Source organism: Salinicola sp. CR57, from assembly GCF_003206585.1.
Classification (GTDB): Bacteria; Pseudomonadota; Gammaproteobacteria; order Pseudomonadales; family Halomonadaceae; genus Salinicola; species Salinicola lusitanus.
Genome location: NZ_PZJL01000008.1, coordinates 71678 through 91338 on the forward strand (window position 1 = coordinate 71678; position 19661 = coordinate 91338).

Genomic DNA, 19661 nt, shown 5'->3' on the forward strand with positions numbered 1-19661 from the left:
GAGGCGTGCGGGGATGATTGCGACAGCGCTTGCGAGGAGGGTCTCAGAAGAAAACGATCATGACACGTGGTGCCCAGGAGAGGACTTGAACCTCCACATCCGTAAGGATACTAGCACCTGAAGCTAGCGCGTCTACCAATTCCGCCACCTGGGCGTGTCATGTATCGGGTGCTGCCAGGAGTTTGGAAAACTCCTCTGGAATGGTGCCCGGAAGAGGACTTGAACCTCCACATCCGTAAGGATACTAGCACCTGAAGCTAGCGCGTCTACCAATTCCGCCATCCGGGCCAAACCGGCCTTGTACATTCTAAATGACCATCGTCGAAGGCGATGGTGCCCAGAAGAGGACTTGAACCTCCACGTCCGTAAGGACACTAGCACCTGAAGCTAGCGCGTCTACCAATTCCGCCATCTGGGCCAAGGCGCGATGCATAATACCGATTTTGCATCCGAATGCAAGCGTCCGGTAATGACGCTTGGGCTTCCGCCCGAACGGTCCACTGAGCGATTCCCATACCCGGCAATCGACCACGGCCTTGGCCGTTTGGCAGCGCATGGTTGGGTCGAACAGGCGTGAACGCTATACTTGGAGAATGAATCCAAAAAGATTGAACGGCTCAGGCCGCCCGCCGCGTGAATTCTCTCTACCGCCTAGGCCCAGCAGGCTCAACGCAAGGACGATGGTTGCATGACTCATTGGACGTTGGATGACGATCCGCACGCGGCTCGTGAAACGGAAAAATATGACAACCCCGTGCCCAGTCGCGAGTATCTGCTGGCACGGCTGGAGAGCTACGGCAAGCCGATCACTCATGAAGACATGAGTGCCATGCTGGGGCTCGAAGACGACAACCAGCTGGAAGCCGTGCGCCGCAGGCTGGCGGCGATGGAGCGCGACGGCCAGATCCTCAAGGATCGCAGAGGCGCCTATGCCCTGATCGACAAGCTCGATCTGATCAAGGGGCGTGTTCAGGGTCACCGTGACGGCATGGGCTTCCTGATTCGTCACGATGGCGTCAAGCCCGACCTGGTGCTGCCGCCGCGCCAGATGCGCCGTGTGTTCGATGGCGACGTGGTACTGGCTCGCGTCAGCGGCAAGGATCGCCGAGGTCGCGCCGAGGGCACCATCGCCGAGGTGCTGGCCCGCAACACCCAGACGCTGGTCGGTGTGTTCCGTCAGAACAGCTCCGAATTCGCGGTGCTGATCCCGGAGAATTCGCGGATCAGCCAGGAAGTGATCATCCCCCATAGCGTCAGCGGTGGCGCGAAGGACGGCCAGATCGTCTCCGTCCACATCACCCAGCAGCCGGAGACCCGCAAGCAGCCGGTGGGTGAAGTGGTGGAGGTTCTGGGAGAGCGGATGGATCCCGGGCTCGAGATCGACATCGCGATTCGCTCCCACGATATTCCCGCGGAGTTTCCGCCGGAAGTGGACGAGCAGATCGCCGGCATGTCCGCCGAGGTGAAGGAGGAGGACAAGACGGCGCGAATCGACCTCCGCGAGATGCCGCTGGTGACCATCGACGGTGAGGACGCCAAGGATTTCGACGATGCCGTCTGCGCCTGGAAGACCAAGTCCGGGAGCTGGAAGCTGGTCGTGGCGATTGCCGACGTCTCCCACTACGTTCGCGGCGGCAGTGCCCTCGATAACGAGGCCTACATCCGCGGCAACTCCGTCTACTTTCCCGGCCAGGTCGTACCGATGCTGCCGGAGCTGCTCTCCAACGGGCTCTGCTCCCTCAACCCGCACGTCGACCGCCTGACCATGGTCTGCGAGATGAACATCTCCCAGAACGGCACCATCAGTCGCTACAAGTTCTACGAGGCGGTGATCCAGTCTCACGCCCGGCTGACCTACAACCAGGTCGGCGCGATGCTGGAGGAGCCCGACAGCGACGAGGGCGCGGCACTTCGCGAGCGCTACCACGAACTGGTGCCGTCGCTGGAAAACCTGCACGCGCTCTACAAGGTGCTGCGCCAGGCACGCGAAGTGCGTGGCGCCATCGATTTCGAGACCACGGAGACGCAGATCGTCTTCAACGACGAGCGCAAGATCGAGAAGATCGTGCCGCGTACGCGCAACGACGCCCACAAGCTGATCGAGGAGTGCATGCTGGCGGCCAACGTGGCCACGGCGCGCTTCCTCGACAAGCATGACCTGCCCGCGCTCTATCGCGTCCACCAGTCGCCGGCCCCCGAACGGCTCGAGAACCTGCGCGTGTTCCTGGGTGAGCTGGGGCTGACCCTGGGCGGCGGTGAAGAACCGACGCCCAAGGACTACCAGGCGCTGCGGGAGGTGATTCAGGGGCGTCCCGACTTCGACATCATCCAGACCGTCATGCTGCGCTCGATGAGCCAGGCGGTCTACTCGCCGCAGAACGACGGGCATTTCGGTCTCGCTTACCAGGCGTATGCGCATTTCACGTCGCCGATCCGCCGCTATCCCGACCTGCTGGTGCATCGTGCGATCCGGTCGGTCATTCGCGGCCCGCGTCAGACCCAGACCGTGCAGCGGGCGGAGGGGGCGCCGGTCGAGAAGCCCTCGATCTGGTGCCCGTACACCTTCGAACAGATGGTCGAGCTGGGCGAGCACTGCTCGATGACCGAGCGTCGCGCCGACGAGGCGACGCGGGATGTCACCGACTGGCTGAAGTGCGAGTTCCTCTCCGACAAGGTCGGCGAGGTCTACGAGGGCACCATCGCCTCGGTCACCCAGTTCGGGATCTTCGTGCGGCTCGACGACGTTTACGTGGAAGGGCTGGTGCACGTGACGTCGCTGCCTTCCGACTACTATCACTACGAAGCGGAAAAGCACCGTCTCAAGGGCGAGCGCAGCGGGGTCGCCTATCGTCTGGGAGATGGCGTCACCGTGCGTGTCGCCCGCGTCGACCTCGACGACCGCAAGATCGATTTCGATCTGGCCGACGCGGCGCCGCGTCACCGCCGCACGCCGCGTGGCCAGAAGCCCGGTGGCGACGCCCCCGCCGCTGGCGCGCCCGCCAAGAAGTCCTCTTCACGCAAGAGCCGCCCGGGCAAGCGCGAGCGCCAGGGGGCAGCGGAGGGCAGTGAAGAAAGCGGCAAGCGCCGTTCCCGCGGCCCGCGTCAGCGCGGTGGCAAACGATGACGGCGGCCACCGGCCAGTCGTCCAGCAGGTGCCAGCCGAGATGAGTCGTCCTGCGAATCGCCGCACCTCTGCGAAGCCGTGCGAACTGCCTCGCATGCCGGACGGGCTGGAACCCGTCTATGGCGTTCACGCCGTTCGCGCGCTATTCGAACGCGGCCAGCCGCCGAAAGTGCTTTGGGTTCAGCAAGGTCATGCCGAGCAACGCCTGGAGACTCTCCTGCAGCAGGCCCACGCGGCGGGTTGCGAGTTGAGACGAATGGCGCGCGAGGCGCTCGACGGCGTCTCCCACCAGGCATCACACCAGGGCGTGATCGGTTTCTGCGAGCCGTTGATCGCCGAGAACGAAACGACCCTGTGGTGGCGGCTCGAGCAGTGGCAGGCCAGCCGGCCGCCGTTGCTGCTGATTCTGGATGGCGTCACCGATCCCCATAATCTGGGAGCCTGCCTGCGTAGCGCCGACGCTGCCGGGGTCAATGGCGTGATCGTACCCAAGGACAAGTCGGCGCCGCTCAACGCGACGGTGCGCAAGGTGGCGTGCGGGGCGGCGGAACTGGTGCCGGTGTTTCAGGTCACCAATCTCGCCCGCTGCATGGAGAAGCTCAAGCAGCATGGGGTCTGGATCACCGGTACCGCCGGCGAGGCGGACTCGCTCCTGTACGATGCCGATTTCACCGTGCCCTGTGCCCTGGTGATGGGTGCCGAGGGCAAGGGCATGCGCCGTCTGACTCGCGAGGCCTGCGATGGGCTGGTCAAGCTGCCGATGCAGGGCGGTGTCTCCAGTCTCAATGTCTCGGTCGCCACCGGCATCTGTCTGTTCGAGGCGGTGCGCCAGCGGGCCGGGGTTATTGCCGGTTAAACTTGCGCTGGCAGGGCTTGGTCTCTACAATTGCGCGGTTCTGTGGGCAGGCTATGCTCATGGAGCGCGACTCCCGCTCGGACCTGTCCGGGCGAATCGCCAATTGGTCTGAATATCCGGGATCGTGAGCGGGGCATGACGCCGTTCACCCGATATCGACTCCTTGCTTCTCGTGGTGGCCATCTCTTCAGGAGCGTCGCCGCGCGGAAGCTGCCAAACCGCAAGGAGCTAACATGCGTCATTATGAAATCGTGTTTATGGTCCATCCGGACCAGAGCGAGCAGGTTCCGGCCATGGTCGAGCGCTACACCAGCCTCGTGACCGAGAACGGCGGTACCGTGCATCGTCTCGAGGATTGGGGCCGTCGCCACCTGGCCTACCCGATCAACAAGATCCACAAGGCACACTACGTGCTGATGAACATCGAGTGCAGCGGCGAGACCCTCGACGAGATCGAGAACATCTTCCGTTTCAACGATGCCATCATCCGCAGCATGATCGTGCGCAACAAAGAGGCCGTTACCGAAGCCTCGCCGATGATGAAGCCGGCTGAAGAGAAGAGCCGTCGCCGTGACGACAAGCCCTCCGAGCGTGGCGATCGTGAGCGTTCAGAGCGCCCCGAGCGTTCCGAAACCACCGCCGAAACCAACTGATTCGATTTCGCTAAGGAGAGACTCTCATGGCACGTTTTTTCCGTCGCCGTAAGTTCTGCCGCTTCACTGCCGAAGGCGTGAAGTACATCGATTACAAAGACATCGATACGCTGAAAGCCTACGTCACCGAAACTGGCAAGATCGTCCCGAGCCGTATTACCGGTACTCAGGCGCGCTACCAGCGTCAACTGTCTACCGCGATCAAGCGGGCGCGTTACCTGGCGCTGCTGCCGTACTCCGACAGCCACCAGTAAACCCTGATCCGGTAGTCCACGATCGGTAATCCATAGCGAGGCATCATGCTGGCACTGGCACGTTGGATCATGCGCGGTACGCCACAAGCGATAGCGGCGGCCGCACTGACAGCGCTGGTGCCGTGGCTGTTCTGGTTCAGCGCCGCCGTTGCCGGGTTGGTTACCTTGCGCCGGGGCATGACCACGGCGGCGCCGGTATTGCTGGCCGCAGCCCTCCCCGCCGGTTGGTGGTGGATGCAGGGCGATTCGGTTCCGCTGGCCAGCATTCTGCTGGTGACGTTGATGGCGACGGTGCTGCGTTCACGCATGCGCTGGTCTGAAGCGCTCATCGTCGGCAGCGTGGTCTGCATGGTTCTTGTCCAGCTTGGCATCTTCGTGCCGGCCGGAGGGACAGCGCCATTGCTGGCGGAACTGCGGCAGAGTTCGTCGGAGGTTGCCAGCATGCTCGACCAGCTATCGGCGCAGGGCGTCGATACCGAGCTGATGGCGACACTGGTGATCGGCGGGGCAACCGGCCTGGTCGTGCTGCTCGCCGGAATCGCCTGCCTGGCGCTGGCCCGCAGTTGGCAGGCGGGGCTATATAACCCCGGAGGGTTTCGCGAGGAGTTTCATTCACTGAAGCTATCGCGCAAGCAGCTCCTGTTGCTGGTGGGTTTGATGGCGCTGGGCATGGTGCTGGCCGTTCCCGCCGCCAGTCTGCTGGCCTGGGTTCCGCTGCTGGTCGCCGGCGTGGCACTGGTTCATGGGTTTATCGGTTTGAAGGGAATGAGCGGGTTCTGGCTGGTAGGCTTTTATGCCTTGCTGTTGACCACCTGGCCCACGATTCTGATTGTACTGCTGTTGGCGTTGGTAGATACCTTCGCGGATTTTCGCGGTCGACTGACACGCAGTGATTGACGAGAGGTTCACGAGAATGGAAGTCATTCTGCTCGATAACATCGGCAAGCTGGGCGACCTGGGTGACAAGGTCACCGTCAAGCCCGGATACGGCCGTAATTACCTGGTTCCCTACGGCTTGGCCGTGCCGGCAACCAAAGACAATGTCGAAGCGTTCGAAGCGCAGCGCGCCGAGCTCGAAGCCCAGGCTGCAGAGCGCAAGGCCCAGGCCGAGACTCGCGCGGCACAGCTCGCCGAAATCGAACTGTCTCTGGTCGCGAAAGCGGGCGATGAAGGCAAGCTGTTCGGCTCCATCGGCCCGCGCGATCTGGCCGAAGCCATGGCTCAGGCTGGCATCGAAGTCGCCAAGAGCGAAGTGCGCATGCCGGAAGGCCCGCTTCGCCAGACCGGCGAATACGACATCGCGCTGCAGCTGCATGCCGAAGTCACTTCCAGCGTCCGTGTGGTGGTGGTGGCCGAGTAAATCTCGACTGTCGTCGTCGCCGAGACGTCTGGCCGAAGGCACGCAGGGCTCACGCCCTGCGTGCCTTTTTCATGGCCGGGAGGCGTGGCGATGGTGGCTGCCGACTGGGTAGAATGAGCGCCAGACTTTTGCAGCGTGTTCTGCGCGCGACACGGGATGAACGCCAAGCATGAATCAACGCGTCGACAGTGATCACGAAACCGCCCAGCTGAAGATGCCGCCCCACTCGCTCGAAGCGGAGCAGTCGGTGCTGGGCGGGTTGATGCTCGACAACAGCAGCTGGGATACGGTGTCGGAGCGGTTGGTCGCGGACGACTTCTATCGTCACGAGCATCGCCTGGCATTCAATGCGATGGCGGAACTGGCCGAGAGCGCGCATCCACTCGATGTCGTCACGCTGTCGGAAGCGCTGGAGCGCCGCGATCAGCTCGAGAGTGTGGGGGGGCTCGCCTACCTGGCGGAACTGGCCCGCAATACGCCGTCGGCCAGCAACATTCGCGCCTACGCCGATATCGTCCGTGAGCGGGCGACACTGCGGAAGCTGATCCAGGCCTCGCGTCAGATCGCCGACAGTGCCTACTCGCCGGAAGGGCGGCCGCCGGACGAGCTGGTCAACGAGGCCGAGCGCCTGGTGTTCCAGATCAGCGAGTCGCGACCCAAGTTCGGTGGGCCGATCGGCATGAGCGACCTGCTGACCAAGGCGGTGGACCGGATCGACGAGCTGTTCAACATGAAGGGGCAGATGACCGGGATCTCGACCGGTTTTCGCGATCTCGACGACATGACCTCGGGTCTGCAACCCTCGGACCTGGTGATCATCGCGGGCCGCCCCTCCATGGGCAAGACCACCTTCGCCATGAATCTGGTCGAGCACGCGGTGGTTTCCAGCGACAAGCCGGTCATCGTGTTCTCGATGGAGATGCCGGCGGAATCGCTGATGCTGCGTATGCTCTCTTCGCTGGGGCGAATCGACCAGACGCGGGTGCGTACCGGCCAGCTCGAGGACGAGGATTGGCCGCGCCTGACCTCGGCGGTCAATCTACTCAAGGATCGACAACTGTTCATCGACGATACGCCGGCGCTGTCGCCCAACGAGCTGCGGTCGCGGGTGCGTCGCATCGCCCGCGAGCATGGCAATGTCGGGCTGGTGATGATCGACTATCTACAGCTGATGCAGGTACCGGGGCTGTCCGAGAACCGTACCGCCGAGATTTCGGAGATATCGCGCTCGCTGAAGGGCGTGGCCAAGGAGTTCAACTGCCCGGTGGTTTCGCTCTCTCAGCTCAACCGCTCGCTGGAGCAGCGGCCCAACAAGCGCCCGGTGATGTCGGACCTGCGCGAGTCGGGCGCCATCGAGCAGGACGCCGACGTCATCGCCTTCGTCTACCGTGACGAGGTCTACAATAGCGATAACCCCGATAACAAGGGGTTGGCCGAACTGATCATCGGCAAGCAGCGTAACGGTCCTATCGGTACCGTCCACATGGCTTTCATCGGCAAGTACACGCGATTCGAGGATCTGGCGCCGGATAGCTACGGTCAGCACTACGAGTAAGTCGACGGATAGTGAAGAAGCCGGCGTTGCCGGTGTTTTGGAAAGATATCAAGGAGTCGAATCATGGCAGGTGGATTTCAGCGGGGGCGTCGTCAGCGGGTTCCCAAGATCGAGGTGCGTGGCCAGTTGGAAAAGCTGGAGCGTGAAGGCCCTTTCAAGGAGTGGCTGGGCATGCCCGATCTCTACCGCCATTGGCTCACGGTCGATGGCGAACTCTATAGTTATCAGACGGAAGATGCCGAACTGCCGGTTGCCATCGGTGACCGCGTGGTGTTTCGCTACAAGGAGGCGAAGGCGGGCAGGTGGATCGACCGCAACTCTCTGGGCAAGGCGATCGATCCTTCCGCTTATCAGTAGTCGCTGCCATGACGATGCGGGATTGTAACTTTATGTGTCATGACGGTGTCATGATGTTCCGCTTTCATGGCGTTCATGAACCCACCCTCCGCTTCCCTCGGCAGCCCTTCTCTCGACGAGATCGTCGCCCGTCGTGATCTGAGCGTTCATTTCCAGCCGATCGTTGCCGTCACGACCGGACATATTCTGGCGTACGAGGCGTTGTCTCGCGGTCCACGGGACTCGCCCTACGCCAATCCGATCCCGATGTTCCGGGCGGCCCGCGAGCGCGGCCTGCTTACCGCGCTGGAGCGCGGATGCCGGGAGCGGGCGATCAAGCGTTGGGTGGATACCGGCCTCGGCGAGCTTCTGTTCCTCAACGCCAGTCCGGAAGTCCTGATCGACCCTGAAGATCTCGGCGGCCAGACGCTGGCGCTTCTTCACCAGCACGGTCTCTCGCCCGACCGCATCGTCATCGAGATCACCGAACAGTCGCCGGGGATCGATTGCGAGCTGATGGCCGAGGCTGCCCGCCATTATCAGTCGATGGGGTTCTCCATCGCGCTGGACGACCTGGGAGACGGCTACGCCGGTCTGCGACTCTGGTCCCAGCTCAATCCCGACTACGTCAAGCTGGATCGCCACTTCGTCAGTCGCCTCGACGAGAACCCCGTCAAGCGCCGGTTCGTTCGCTCCATCATCGATATTGCGCACAGCATGGATAGCCGTGTCATCGCGGAGGGCGTGGAGCGAGAGGGGGAGCTGGATACCCTGCTCGAGCTGGGGGCGGATTATTGCCAGGGGTGGTTGTTCGCGCGCCCCGATGCCGCTCCCCACCGGGTACGCGAGGCTCTCGAAGCCCGACTGGTGTCACTGGCTGCCAACCATCGCCCGCCCACTGCCGCGACAGAGATCCGGCGCCTCAGTGTGCCGCTGCCCGCGCTGGACGCCGGTCTCTGCGTGGCGGAGGCGTCCGAGCGATTCAGCCGTCTGCCCCATGCCAACGCATTGGCGGTCGTCGATGGCCGGAGTCGACCGATCGGCATCCTGGGGCGCCAGCAACTGATGGCGCTGCTCGGCAAACGCTTCGGCTTCGATCTTCACGGCCGTCAGCCGGTCACCAAGGTGATGCGGACCCAGGCGCTCTGCGTGGAGGCCCACGAGCCTCTGGAGCGGGTCTCGCGCAAGGTGACTGGGCGCGAGGAGGCATCCCGCGACGAGGATTTCGTCATCACCGACGGTGGCCGCTATCTGGGTATGGGGCACGTCATCAACCTGCTGCAACTGTTCACCGAGCAGCAGGTCCAGTTGGCGCGCCAGGCCAATCCGTTGACCCAACTGCCAGGCAACCGCCCCATCAGGTTGGCGTTGGAACACTATCAACGCCAGGCCCGGGGTTTCGTCGCCTGCTATCTGGATCTGGACAACTTCAAGCCCTTCAATGACCGGTTTGGTTACGCCCTGGGGGATCGAGTGATTCTCGCGCTGGCGAGCCTGGTGAGAAGCGAGCTGGGGCGGGAGGACTTTCTGGGCCATCTTGGCGGTGACGATTTCATACTGCTGCTGAATGACGGGAAGGATCTCCACCGTCGGCTTGCCGGCATACAACGCCGCTTCAGCATGGAGAGCCACGCGCTGGTGCCCGCCGACGCCAGAGCGGAAGGTGGCTTTCATGCCAGGGATCGCTACGATCAATGGCGTTTTTTCCCGCTGGTCCGGCTGTCGATCATTGCGCTTCGCGTCGGTGCCGAGGCCAGGGTCGATAGCTTCGGCGATCTCTGGAGCCACTTCAAGCCGGCGGCCAAGCGTGCCGCCAACGGTCGAATCGTGGTGACGCTGGACCGCCGTTCGGCAGATCTCCGGGGGTGAACGATCGGCGTGTCTTGGCGTCTTAGGATCTGTTCACACCCTCCACGCGACTCGCGGCGTAGCTTGTGAACAGGCCCTGGTCACAGTTTTGTCACATCCGAGTGTCAGGGTGTCGCGACGGGATGGCAAGGAGCGTCTCCCGATTCAGAACACGATTCCATCAACGACCCACAGGAGGGAACCATGGAACTCAAGGAGCTAGCGCACTATCAACGACATCACGAGAACTTCGAGATCCGCGTCATCGCCCATGCCGGCAGCCGCTACTATCAGGTCATGCTGGAGCCGGAAGACGGTACCACGCAGGCCTTGACCCGGCGCGGCAAGCCGATGCTGTTTCGCGCTCTCGACGATGTCTACGGCGAACTGAAACAGGCCGGCATCCACCGCGCCTATCTGGTCCAGCAGGTTGCCAACGACGAGATCGTCGGCCACGAGTCCCACTATCACGATCCGCTGCTGTCGCGGATGCCTCTGGTTTTCTGATCCCGGGTCGACGGTCTCCAGGACTCCAATCCGACCTATTTTCCATTCACCAACCTGATTTCCCTTCGGCGAGTCCTGTAGTGACTTGCCATGGTCTGGAGGGAATACTGTTTCTCTTCTCTCTTCTCTCTTCTCTCTTCTCTCTTCTCTCTTCTCTCTTCTCTCTTCTCTCTTCTCTCGTTTACACCGATGCCGGGCTGCCAGGCTAAGTGGACCTGCCGTCGTCAGTGCCGCCGATAGCCTTCTGCGTGATCACCTTGGCCGTAGGGCGCCTCGAAGTGGATCGAACGCAGGAATCGCTCTGCCTGGTCGAGGATGGCCGCTCGCTTTTCTTCCTGCATCCGATCCCAGCTTCCGTAGATCAGTTTCATGCGGTGGTTGCCCCGTAGACGCTCGCGATGCCGCTCCAGAAAGTGCCAGTACAAGCTGTTGAAGGGGCAAGCGCCCTCGCCGGTGACCTGCTTGACGTCGTAGCGGCACTGGCGGCAGTGGTCCGACATGCGGTCGATGTACTTTCCCGACGCGCAGTAGGGCTTGGAGCCGAGATAGCCCCCGTCGGCGTAGAGGGTCATGCCCAGCGTGTTGGGCAGCTCGACCCATTCGAAGGCGTCGACGTAGACCGCCAGATACCAGTCGCAGAGCGCTGCCGGGGCGACCCCGCAAAGCAGCGCGAAGTTGCCGGTGATCATCAGGCGCTGGATATGGTGGGCATAGGCGTTATCGCGGGTCATCTCCAGGGCGCGCCGGACGCAGCGCAGATCCGTGTCGGCGGTCCAGTAGAAATCGGGCAGCCCACGCCGTGCGTCGAGCCGGTTCTCGCGCTTGTAGTGCGGCATGCGTTGCCAATAGATGCCGCGGACGTACTCACGCCAGCCCAGGATCTGGCGCACGAAACCCTCCACGGCGTTGATGGGTGCCTCCTCGCGCCGCCAGGCCTCCACGGCGGCATCGCAGACCTCTCGGGGCGAGAGCAGACCGATGTTCAGCGACGCCGAGAGTCGCGAGTGAAACAGCCACGGGTCCGCGTCGCTGATGGCGTCCTGGTAGGTGCCGAAGTCCGGTAGCGCGTGGGCGACGAAATGGCGCAGGTCGCCTAGTGCCTGGCGTCGCGTCACCGCCCAGTTGAAGCCATCCAGGGTGCCGAAATGGTCGCCGAACTGCGCTTCGACCAGCGCCTGGACCTCGCGGGTGATAGCGTCCCGACGATGACGTGGCGGCTCAGGGAACTGGAGGCCTTCGTCGACGGGTCGCCGGTTGTCGTGATCGAAGTTCCACTGACCGCCGGCCGGTTCGTCCTCCTCCATCAGCAATCCGGTCCGCTTGCGCATCTGGCGGTAGAAATCTTCCATCCGAAAGCGTCTGCGCCCCTCCAGCCATTCGCCGAACTCGGCGATGGAGCAGTAGAAGCGGGTATCGTCGTACAGTCGCCAGCGCGTGCCCCGACGCTGGATACGCTCCAGCAGCCGCCATTCGCCGGGATGTGTCACCCGGATTTCGTCGCAGCCATAGGCGTCGGCGAGTCGCTCGGCTTCCTGTAGCAGATCCTGGTGGTTGTCGTCGTCGTCGAGCCGGCTGTAGTGGACCTGATACCCTTTGTCGCGCAGGGTATCGGCGAAGTGACGCATCGCCGACAATATCAACACGATCTTCTGGGGGTGGTGAGGGACGTATTCCCCTTCCGCCTTGACCTCGCAGAGAGCGACGACGGCATCGGCGGGGGCGTTGGCGAGGGGCTCCAGCTCCTCGCACAACTGATCACCCAGAATCAGGATCAGCGGACGCGACATTAAGTTATCCATAAATTATACACATTGTATTGATCGTATAAGATGATCGGGTAAGTACAAGCGACGTTGGTAGAATTTCATCAAAAGATGGCAGGGAAAGGAGTGGTGCTATGGCGGCCCGTTACGGAGTGTTGCTGGTCAATCTGGGAACGCCCGAGGCGCCCACGGCCAAGGCCGTGAGGGAATATCTCGGGGAGTTCCTCGGCGACCCCCGGGTCATTGATGCGCCACGCTGGCTGTGGTGGCCGATTCTGCACGGCGTCATCCTGCGAATTCGCCCGCCCAAGGTCGCCAAGGCCTATGCCTCGGTCTGGCAGGAGGAGGGGTCACCGCTGCTGGCGATCGGACGGCGCCAGCAGCGCGCGCTGAGGGAGTCGCTGGCTATCCGCAGCGGTGAGTCCATCCCGGTGGAGCTGGCGATGACCTACGGCAAGCCGAGCATGGAGGAGGCCGGGCTCAAGCTGCGTGAAGCCGGCGTCGGGCGCATCCTGGTGGTGCCGCTCTATCCCCAGTTTTCGCGTACCACGACCGGCGCGGTATTCCAGCGCCTGGCCAAGGCGCTGGAACCCTGTCCGCACCTGCCGGAGCTGCGCTTCGTGCGCGACTATCACGACCACCCGGACTATATCGCGGCGCTGGCGGCCAGCGTCCGCCAGCACTGGGAGGCCAATGGCGACCGGGGGCGGCTGTTGATGTCCTATCACGGCATTCCCAGGCGCTACGTCGACAACGGCGATCCCTATGCCAGGCACTGCGAGACGACCAGTCGGCTATTGGCCGAGGAGCTGGGACTCGGTGAAGGGGAGTGGTTTCAGAGTTATCAGTCGCGGTTCGGCCGCGAGGAGTGGCTCAAGCCCTACACTGACGAGACGCTCAAGGCCTGGGGCGCGGACAAGACCGAGTGCGTCGATGTCATCAGCCCGGCCTTTGCGGCCGACTGTCTGGAGACCCTGGAAGAGATCGATGCCGAGAACCGTCACTACTTCCAGCAGGCCGGGGGCGGACGATATCGGTACATCCCGGCGCTCAATGAACGTCCGGAGCACGTCACCCTGCTGACCCATCTGGTCGAGCAGCACACCGCCGGCTGGTAATGCCGGCGGCGCTCCTAGGGCAGCGGTGAGTTGCCCTGGGGGGCTTCCTCGATGGTGTGTCTGGGCTTGTCGCTCTCCAGCTCCACCGGATTGCCGCGGGTGCGGGGATCCGGCTTCAGTTTGTGGTGCAGTGCGCTCTTGGCCAGCATGTGGGCCGATACCGGTGCGGTGATAAAGGCGAAGATGGTGATCAGCAGTTCCTGGATGACCGGCCCGTCTTCCCGGCTGAAGTAGATCAGCGAGCCGATCAGGGTGAAGCCGACACCCAGTGTCGTCGTCTTGGAAGGGCCGTGGAGACGCATGTAGAAATCCTTGAGATGCGTCAGACCCAGCGAGCCGATGAAGGCGAATGCGCCACCGGCAATGAGCATGAAGGCGACCGCGCCCTCGATAATCGTATCCAGCATCGTCACGCCTCCTATTCGATGATGTCGCCGCGCAGCAGGTACTTGCAGATGGCGATGGTGCTGACGAAGCCCAGCATCGCGATCAGCAGTGCCGCCTCGAAGTAGTCCTTGTTGTTGACCCAGATACCGAACAGTACGATCAGTGCGATCGAGTTCATGTACATGGTGTCCACCGCCAGCACGCGATCCGGCAGACTCGGTCCGACCACGGCGCGATAGAAGTTGAGTACGATGGCGGCGCAGAACAACGCCAGCGCGATCCACAGGGCCATGTCGATCATGATTCGAAGATCTCCAGCAGGGGGCGCTCGTAGCGCTGGTGAATTTCGTCGATCAACGCCTTGGTGTCCGCCACGTCCAGCGCGTGGATGAGCAGCGTCCTGCCGTCGAGCCGCAGGTGGGCGGAGACGGTTCCCGGCGTCATGGTGATGGTGCTGGCCAGGATGGTGATCGGAAAATTCTCCTTCAGCGTGAGCGGGTACTCGACGAAGGCCGGTCGCATCCGGCCCCGGGGGTCGAGAATCAACTTCGAGACCTGGATGTTGGCGGTCACGATATCGCCCAGTACGCGGAAGAAGTAGCCCAGCAGTTTCAGAGGGCGCTTGATGGTCGGCTGGCGCTCCCAGAAAGGTCGGCAGACCACCGGGATCAGAATCGCCAGCACGCCGCCGAGGAGCCACTGCCCCAGCGCGACGCTCTCCTGCAGCAACAGCCACACCACCAGCAGCAGTAGCGATAACACCGGCATTGGCAGCCAGCGAGTGGGAGGAATCATGAGTCACCTCCGGCGACGTTGCCAGACAGGACTGCCTCGGCATAGGCGTCGTGATCGAGCAGTTGAGTGGCGCTGGCATCGGTGAACCGCGTGACCGGGCCGGCGAGAATCGACAGTGCCGGTGACGCGCCGAGCAGCAGGATCAGTCCCGCCAGCATCGCCGGCTTCAATCTGGGGCCGTCGCTGTCACCGCGCCCCGCCTTCCAGAACACGGTCGAGCCGCTACGCGCCATGGCGACGAGTCCGGCCAGGCTCGACAGCAACAGCAGCGACCACAGCCAGGGTTGCTCGCTCGGCAACGCGGCATTCAGCAGCAGCGCCTTGCCGATGGCGCCTGACAGCGGCGGCAGGCCGATCACCGTGACCGCACCGACGAAGTAGAACAGTCCCAGCAGGGCCGGTTGGGTCACGCCGCGGCCGGGAACGATCCGCGCGCCAGCCTTGCCGCGCTGCTCGCCGATCGCATCGGCCAGCAGGAACAGGCCGCCGCTGACCAGGGTGGTATGGATCATGTAGTAGAGCACGGCCGCGAGGGGCGCCTCACGATTCATGCTGACCCCGACCAGCAGGGTGCCGACCGAAATCAGGATCAGATAGGCCACCTGGTTGCGCAGGTCGCGGGCCGACAGCACGCCAAGGCCGCCGAGGGCGAGTGTCGCCAAGGCGAACCACCACAGCCAGGGTTGAACGAAATTGGCCAGCTCACCGGCCCCGCCGCCGAAGATCAGCGTGTAGACCCTCAGGATTGCGTAGATGCCCACCTTGGTCATGATCGCGAACAGGGCCGCTACCGGCGCCGGCGCGCTGCTGTAGGCGCGCGGCAGCCAGAAATAGAGCGGCAGGATCGCGGCCTTGAGACCGAATACCACCAGCAGCAGGAACGCGCCCGCCTTGATCAGACCGAGCCGGTCGGGATCGAGCGCAGCGACCTTCTGCGACATGTCCGCCATGTTGAGCGTGCCGGTGGTGCCGTAGAGCACGCCGAGCGCGATCAGGAACATCGCCGAGCCGGCCAGGTTCAGCGCCACGTAGTGGAAGCCGGCCTGGGTGCGATCCTTGCCACCGCCATGCATCAGCAGCGAGTAGGAGGCGATCAGCAACACTTCGAAGAATACGAACAGATTGAACATGTCGCCGGTCAGGAAAGCACCGTTGATCCCCATCAACTGCAGCTGGAACAGGCCGTGGAAGTTGCTGCCCTTGCGGTCGTCGCCGGCGCAGGCATAAGCGACGCTGCCCAGGGCCAGGAAGGCTGTCAGGCAGACCATCAGCGCCGAGAGTCGATCGAGCACCAGCACGATGCCGAAAGGTGGCTGCCAGTCGCCCAGCGCGTAGTAGGTGATCTCTCCGCTATCGCTCTGGATCACCAGCACGACGCTGATCACCAGCAGTGCCGCCGTGCTGGCCAAGGCGATCGCCCGTCGAGGCAGCACGATCGAGTCTCGTTTGACCAGCATCAGCAGTCCGCTCAGCAGCGGCAGGAGGACCGGAAGCACGATCAGGTGATGCATCATGACTTCTCCTCCTTCGGCTCTTCGCCGCGCTGGTCGTTGACCTGGTCGCTACCCTGGTCGCCGCGCACGCGCATCGCCAGGATCACCGAGAATGCGGTCATGGCAAAGCCGATCACGATGGCGGTCAGGACCAGGGCCTGGGGGAGTGGGTCGGCGTAGTGGGTGACGCCTTCGCGAATGACCGCCGCCCCGTTGGTGGTGAGCCCGCCGGTGGAGAACAGGAACAGGTTGACCGCATAGGAGAGCAGGGTCAGTCCCACGACCACGGGAAAGGTGCGGCCCCGCAACGCCAGGTAGAGACCACTGGCGGCCAGGAAACCGGTTACGGTGGCGTAGAGCGCTTCCATCAGACGGTCTCCCTTTCGTTCTCTTTGCTGGGCCGGTGTCGCGTGGTCAGTTTGCCCAGGTTGGCCAGAATCATCAGCGTGGCGCCCACGACCGTCAGGTAGACCCCGAGATCGAACAGCATCGCCGTGGCCAGCTCGATCTCGCCGATAAACGGAATCGAGAAATGGCCGAAGGCGGAGGTCAGGAAGTTGTGGCCGAACAGCCAGCTGCCGAGGCCGGTCAGGGTGGCGATGGCGACGCCCGTCACGGCGATGGGCTGGTACTGGAAGGAGAGGCGCTGCTGGGCCCAGTCCACGCCACGGGCGATGTAGAGGAGAATCAGTGCGACCGCCGTCACCAGGCCGGCGATGAAGCCGCCGCCGGGTTCGTTGTGACCCCGCAGGAAGATGAATACCGATACCAGCAGCGCCAGCGGCAGCAGGGTCTGTGACACCGTGGCCAGCAGCATCGGGTGCAGGTCCTTGGACCAGGGGCGGCCTTCGCTGTCGCTCGATGGCATGAACAGGCGCAGGCGATTGAGCAGCTTGTAGATGCCGATGGCGGCGATGCAGAGCACGGTGATCTCGCCCAGGGTATCGAATCCGCGGAAGTCGACCAGGATGACGTTGACCACGTTGTGCCCGCCACCGCCGCTGACGCTGTTGTCGAGGAAGAAGCCGGAGATGCTGTCCAGCGGCCTTGTCAGCAGGGCGTAGTTGAGGCTCGCCACCACGCCACCGAAACCGGCCGCCAGCAGCACGTCCCTCACCACGCGTGCGCCGGTGGACTCCTTGGGCGTGCGCTGGGGCAGGAAGAACAGAGCCAGCATCAGCAGGATCACGGTCACCACTTCGACCGCCAGCTGCGTCAGCGCGAGATCGGGGGCGGAGAAGCGGGCGAACGCCAGCGACACCATCAGTCCGACGACCGACAGCATCATCAGCGAGACCAGCCGGCGGCGGTGGAGCACGGCGGTACCCAGGCCCGCCAGGATCGTGATGCCAGCGCCGGCGAGCAGCAGGCCGTCGAGCGGCTGCGGCTGGCGCGAGCCCTGCAACTGGTCCAGGTCCAGCAGTCCGCTGCCGGTGAGGAACAGCACCGCCACGATCAGCCATAGCATGTAGCGCTGCAGCGAGCCGTTCTCGAGCCGGTCGATGGCGATCTGGGTCCAGTGCAGCAGGCGGCGCACGCTGTGCTCGAAGATCATCAGTGCGTTGCGCTGCGGGAATTGGCGCTGGAAGCTGAACAGATTGCGGCGCACGGCGTAGATGCCGACCCCGCCGGCCAGCGCGATGGCGCTCATCAGCAGTGGCAGGTTGAAGCCGTGCCAGATCGACAGATGAAGCTCCGGCCTCGGCGCCAGGATCGTGGCCCGGGCGGCGGCATCCAGCACTCCCGACACGATCACTGCGGGTATCAGCCCGATGACGACGCACAGACCGACCAGCAGCAGCATGGGCAGGCGCATCGGAAACGGCGCTTCATGCGGCGCCTTGGGCAGCTCCTTCGCTTCCGGGCCGAAGAAGACATTCCGGATCAGGCGCAGCGAATAGGCCACCGACAGTATGCTGCCGAGCGTCGCCAGCACCGGGATCAGCCAGGCCAGGCCGCCCAGCAGGCTGCTCTCCAGTGTCTCGGTCAGCATCATCTCCTTGGAGATGAAACCGTTGAGCAGCGGCACCCCCGCCATGGAGGCCGCGGCCAGGCCCGACAGCGCCGCCGTCATCGGCATGCTGTGGCGCAACCCGCTCAGCTTGCGGATGTCCCGCGTGCCGGTCTCGTGATCGATGATCCCGGAGGACATGAACAGCGCCGCCTTGAACATCGCGTGATTGATGATGTGGAAGAGCCCCGCCACCACGGCCAGCTTGCTGTCCAGCCCGAACAGCATGGTGATCAGTCCCAGGTGACTCACGGTGGAGAACGCCAGCACGCCCTTGAGGTCGTACTTGAGCAGCGCGAAGTAGGCGGCGTAGATCATCGTCACCAGCCCGGTGAGGGTGACGATGTAGAGCCACAGCTGGGAGCCGGCCAGCGCCGGGTGCAGGCGGGCGAGCAGGAACACGCCGGCCTTGACCATGGTGGCGGAGTGCAGGAACGCCGAAACCGGCGTCGGTGCGGCCATCGCATGGGGAAGCCAGAAGTGGAAAGGGAACTGCGCCGATTTGGTGAACGCGCCGAGCAGTACCAGCAGCAGCGCCGGCAGATAGCGCGGGTCGGCCTGGATCAGCTCGCGGCTGTCGAGCACCGTCTGCAGGTCGAAGGTACCGACGATATGGCCGATCAGCAGGAAGCCGGCCAGCATCGCCAACCCGCCCATGCCGGTGACCGCCAGGGCCATGCGCGCGCCGCGACGTGCCTCGCTCTGTCGATACCAGTAGCCGATCAGCAAGAACGACGACAGGCTGGTCAGTTCCCAGAACACCCACAGCAGCAACAGGTTGTCGGCCATCACGATGCCGATCATGGAGGTCATGAACAGCATCAGGTAGGCGTAGAAGCGCGGCATGCTGTCCTCGGGCGACAGGTAGTAGCGCGAGTAGAGAATGATCAGCAGGCCGATGCCCAGAATCAACAGCAGGAACAGCAGCGAGAGGCCGTCGAGACGGAAGGCCAGGTCGAGGCCCAGCTGCGGCACCCAGCTCATGCTGGAGTGGTACACCTCACCCGCAATCACGCCCGGAGCATGGGCGATCACGATGCCCAGCGCGATCGCGGGAAGCAGGGCGGTGGACCAGGCATTGAGATTGCGTTGCCGGTTACTGCTCAGCAAGGGTATGAGGCTGCCCAGAAGCGGCAGCAGAACGATCAGCGGCAGTGACATGAAGTTGTCGCTCTATTCTTGGATCAGGGAGGCCCGTTTCTCGATCTGCCTCATGGTGGCAGCCGGTCCGCTCGAGCTTCGTTTCTCGCCCGTCGCAATCGATCCGCGCCCCTAGCTCGCCTTAGTGTAAGCGATGTTGCCAGTCGCACGAGGCGTGCGTCTTGGGGATGGTCGAAGTCGAGGGCGATGATGTCCTTCTCCGCGCGAGACGGGGCGGGTGGCCCACTGCGGACAAGCGGCAATGGCGGTATCCATGGTCTCATGGCGTACCGGTCGCCAGGTCAGAGTCGCTGGGGCGGATCGGTCAGATAAGGACGACGGACGCCGCGGGGTGCCAGCATCCAGGCAGGAGTCCGGCCACCAGGTGTGATCGTGCCAGCGATGGATGGCGGTGTCTGGGCACCGATACGAGTCGGGGCACCAATACGACAGGTCGCGCA

The 19661-nt window shown here is 63.5% G+C and carries 18 protein-coding genes and 3 tRNA genes; 11 read left to right on the forward strand and 10 right to left on the reverse strand.

Annotated features, from left to right (window positions below; all coding sequences use genetic code 11):
* Window positions 1-67: 67 nt before the first annotated feature.
* The 3 genes from DOM56_RS14355 to DOM56_RS14365 form a co-directional block, all read right to left on the reverse strand.
* Window positions 68-154: transfer RNA gene (locus DOM56_RS14355), tRNA-Leu, on the reverse strand.
* A gap of 47 nt (window positions 155-201) precedes the next feature.
* Window positions 202-288: transfer RNA gene (locus tag DOM56_RS14360), tRNA-Leu, on the reverse strand.
* 43 nt (window positions 289-331) lie between these two features.
* Window positions 332-418 (reverse strand) — tRNA-Leu (locus DOM56_RS14365).
* A 270-nt stretch (window positions 419-688) separates the two neighbouring features.
* Here DOM56_RS14365 and rnr point away from each other — a divergent pair.
* The 10 genes from rnr to DOM56_RS14415 all read left to right on the forward strand — a co-directional run bounded on the left by rnr (window position 689) and on the right by DOM56_RS14415 (window position 10493).
* Window positions 689-3124, forward strand: a complete 2436-nt coding sequence (rnr, locus tag DOM56_RS14370) for a ribonuclease R (RefSeq protein WP_110709800.1) — start codon at window positions 689-691, stop codon at window positions 3122-3124.
* 40 nt (window positions 3125-3164) lie between these two features.
* Complete coding sequence (gene rlmB, locus DOM56_RS14375; RefSeq protein WP_110709818.1) at window positions 3165-3980, forward strand: 23S rRNA (guanosine(2251)-2'-O)-methyltransferase RlmB; 816 nt, start codon at window positions 3165-3167, stop codon at window positions 3978-3980.
* Between the two features lie 233 nt (window positions 3981-4213).
* Window positions 4214-4633 (forward strand): 30S ribosomal protein S6, encoded by a 420-nt coding sequence (rpsF, locus tag DOM56_RS14380; protein WP_110602534.1) that lies wholly within the window; start codon window positions 4214-4216, stop codon window positions 4631-4633.
* A 26-nt stretch (window positions 4634-4659) separates the two neighbouring features.
* Window positions 4660-4887 (forward strand): 30S ribosomal protein S18, encoded by a 228-nt coding sequence (gene rpsR / locus DOM56_RS14385; protein ID WP_035472385.1) that lies wholly within the window; start codon window positions 4660-4662, stop codon window positions 4885-4887.
* Window positions 4888-4932: 45 nt separating this feature from the next.
* Complete coding sequence (locus DOM56_RS14390; protein ID WP_110602536.1) at window positions 4933-5784, forward strand: hypothetical protein; 852 nt, start codon at window positions 4933-4935, stop codon at window positions 5782-5784.
* A gap of 16 nt (window positions 5785-5800) precedes the next feature.
* Entirely contained in the window at window positions 5801-6247 is a 447-nt protein-coding gene (gene rplI, locus DOM56_RS14395) for a 50S ribosomal protein L9 (protein ID WP_071231349.1), read from the forward strand.
* A gap of 169 nt (window positions 6248-6416) precedes the next feature.
* A complete protein-coding gene (gene dnaB / locus DOM56_RS14400; RefSeq protein ID WP_110709801.1) occupies window positions 6417-7802 on the forward strand; it encodes a replicative DNA helicase in 1386 nt (461 codons plus the stop codon).
* Between the two features lie 63 nt (window positions 7803-7865).
* Complete coding sequence (locus DOM56_RS14405; RefSeq protein ID WP_110602539.1) at window positions 7866-8159, forward strand: hypothetical protein; 294 nt, start codon at window positions 7866-7868, stop codon at window positions 8157-8159.
* Between the two features lie 75 nt (window positions 8160-8234).
* The gene (locus DOM56_RS14410; RefSeq protein WP_110709819.1) at window positions 8235-10007 is read left to right on the forward strand and encodes a bifunctional diguanylate cyclase/phosphodiesterase; all 1773 of its coding nucleotides are present in this window, start codon (window positions 8235-8237) and stop codon (window positions 10005-10007) included.
* A gap of 183 nt (window positions 10008-10190) precedes the next feature.
* A complete protein-coding gene (locus DOM56_RS14415) occupies window positions 10191-10493 on the forward strand; it encodes a DUF6482 family protein (protein ID WP_110709802.1) in 303 nt (100 codons plus the stop codon).
* Window positions 10494-10717: 224 nt separating this feature from the next.
* On the opposite strand, the gene DOM56_RS14420 is transcribed toward DOM56_RS14415, so the two are convergent.
* Complete coding sequence (locus DOM56_RS14420) at window positions 10718-12280, reverse strand: cryptochrome/photolyase family protein (protein WP_110709803.1); 1563 nt, start codon at window positions 12278-12280, stop codon at window positions 10718-10720.
* Between the two features lie 110 nt (window positions 12281-12390).
* On the opposite strand from DOM56_RS14420, the gene hemH reads away from it, so the two are divergent.
* Window positions 12391-13374, forward strand: coding sequence for a ferrochelatase (gene hemH, locus DOM56_RS14425; RefSeq protein WP_110602545.1), 984 nt, complete (start codon window positions 12391-12393; stop codon window positions 13372-13374).
* Window positions 13375-13388: 14 nt separating this feature from the next.
* Here hemH and DOM56_RS14430 read toward each other — a convergent pair whose 3' ends face one another.
* The 6 genes from DOM56_RS14430 to DOM56_RS14455 are packed head-to-tail and all read right to left on the reverse strand — an operon-like array spanning window position 13389 to window position 19221.
* The gene (locus DOM56_RS14430; protein ID WP_198655798.1) at window positions 13389-13781 is read right to left on the reverse strand and encodes a Na+/H+ antiporter subunit G; all 393 of its coding nucleotides are present in this window, start codon (window positions 13779-13781) and stop codon (window positions 13389-13391) included.
* Between the two features lie 11 nt (window positions 13782-13792).
* On the reverse strand, window positions 13793-14062 hold the full coding sequence (locus DOM56_RS14435; protein WP_110602547.1) for a K+/H+ antiporter subunit F: 270 nt from the start codon (window positions 14060-14062) through the stop codon (window positions 13793-13795).
* The gene (locus tag DOM56_RS14440; protein WP_110602549.1) at window positions 14059-14556 is read right to left on the reverse strand and encodes a Na+/H+ antiporter subunit E; all 498 of its coding nucleotides are present in this window, start codon (window positions 14554-14556) and stop codon (window positions 14059-14061) included. The genes DOM56_RS14435 and DOM56_RS14440 overlap by 4 nt, the downstream gene beginning before the upstream one ends.
* Window positions 14553-16070 (reverse strand): monovalent cation/H+ antiporter subunit D, encoded by a 1518-nt coding sequence (locus DOM56_RS14445; protein WP_110602551.1) that lies wholly within the window; start codon window positions 16068-16070, stop codon window positions 14553-14555. The genes DOM56_RS14440 and DOM56_RS14445 overlap by 4 nt, the downstream gene beginning before the upstream one ends.
* On the reverse strand, window positions 16067-16417 hold the full coding sequence (locus DOM56_RS14450) for a Na+/H+ antiporter subunit C (protein WP_110602553.1): 351 nt from the start codon (window positions 16415-16417) through the stop codon (window positions 16067-16069). The genes DOM56_RS14445 and DOM56_RS14450 overlap by 4 nt, the downstream gene beginning before the upstream one ends.
* Window positions 16417-19221 (reverse strand): monovalent cation/H+ antiporter subunit A, encoded by a 2805-nt coding sequence (locus tag DOM56_RS14455; RefSeq protein ID WP_110709804.1) that lies wholly within the window; start codon window positions 19219-19221, stop codon window positions 16417-16419. The genes DOM56_RS14450 and DOM56_RS14455 overlap by 1 nt, the downstream gene beginning before the upstream one ends.
* Window positions 19222-19661 lie beyond the last annotated feature (440 nt).

Coding starts and splice junctions, on each gene's coding strand:
- DOM56_RS14415 (WP_110709802.1), top strand. CDS start 10,191: ATGGAACTCAAGGAGCTAGCGCACTATCAACGACATCACGAGAACTTC.
- DOM56_RS14455 (WP_110709804.1), bottom strand. CDS start 19,221: ATGTCACTGCCGCTGATCGTTCTGCTGCCGCTTCTGGGCAGCCTCATA.
- rlmB (WP_110709818.1), top strand. CDS start 3,165: ATGAGTCGTCCTGCGAATCGCCGCACCTCTGCGAAGCCGTGCGAACTG.
- DOM56_RS14445 (WP_110602551.1), bottom strand. CDS start 16,070: ATGATGCATCACCTGATCGTGCTTCCGGTCCTCCTGCCGCTGCTGAGC.
- DOM56_RS14390 (WP_110602536.1), top strand. CDS start 4,933: ATGCTGGCACTGGCACGTTGGATCATGCGCGGTACGCCACAAGCGATA.
- DOM56_RS14410 (WP_110709819.1), top strand. CDS start 8,235: ATGAACCCACCCTCCGCTTCCCTCGGCAGCCCTTCTCTCGACGAGATC.
- DOM56_RS14435 (WP_110602547.1), bottom strand. CDS start 14,062: ATGATCGACATGGCCCTGTGGATCGCGCTGGCGTTGTTCTGCGCCGCC.
- DOM56_RS14420 (WP_110709803.1), bottom strand. CDS start 12,280: ATGTCGCGTCCGCTGATCCTGATTCTGGGTGATCAGTTGTGCGAGGAG.
- rplI (WP_071231349.1), top strand. CDS start 5,801: ATGGAAGTCATTCTGCTCGATAACATCGGCAAGCTGGGCGACCTGGGT.
- rpsR (WP_035472385.1), top strand. CDS start 4,660: ATGGCACGTTTTTTCCGTCGCCGTAAGTTCTGCCGCTTCACTGCCGAA.
- hemH (WP_110602545.1), top strand. CDS start 12,391: ATGGCGGCCCGTTACGGAGTGTTGCTGGTCAATCTGGGAACGCCCGAG.
- DOM56_RS14430 (WP_198655798.1), bottom strand. CDS start 13,781: ATGCTGGATACGATTATCGAGGGCGCGGTCGCCTTCATGCTCATTGCC.
- rpsF (WP_110602534.1), top strand. CDS start 4,214: ATGCGTCATTATGAAATCGTGTTTATGGTCCATCCGGACCAGAGCGAG.
- rnr (WP_110709800.1), top strand. CDS start 689: ATGACTCATTGGACGTTGGATGACGATCCGCACGCGGCTCGTGAAACG.
- dnaB (WP_110709801.1), top strand. CDS start 6,417: ATGAATCAACGCGTCGACAGTGATCACGAAACCGCCCAGCTGAAGATG.
- DOM56_RS14405 (WP_110602539.1), top strand. CDS start 7,866: ATGGCAGGTGGATTTCAGCGGGGGCGTCGTCAGCGGGTTCCCAAGATC.
- DOM56_RS14440 (WP_110602549.1), bottom strand. CDS start 14,556: ATGATTCCTCCCACTCGCTGGCTGCCAATGCCGGTGTTATCGCTACTG.
- DOM56_RS14450 (WP_110602553.1), bottom strand. CDS start 16,417: ATGGAAGCGCTCTACGCCACCGTAACCGGTTTCCTGGCCGCCAGTGGT.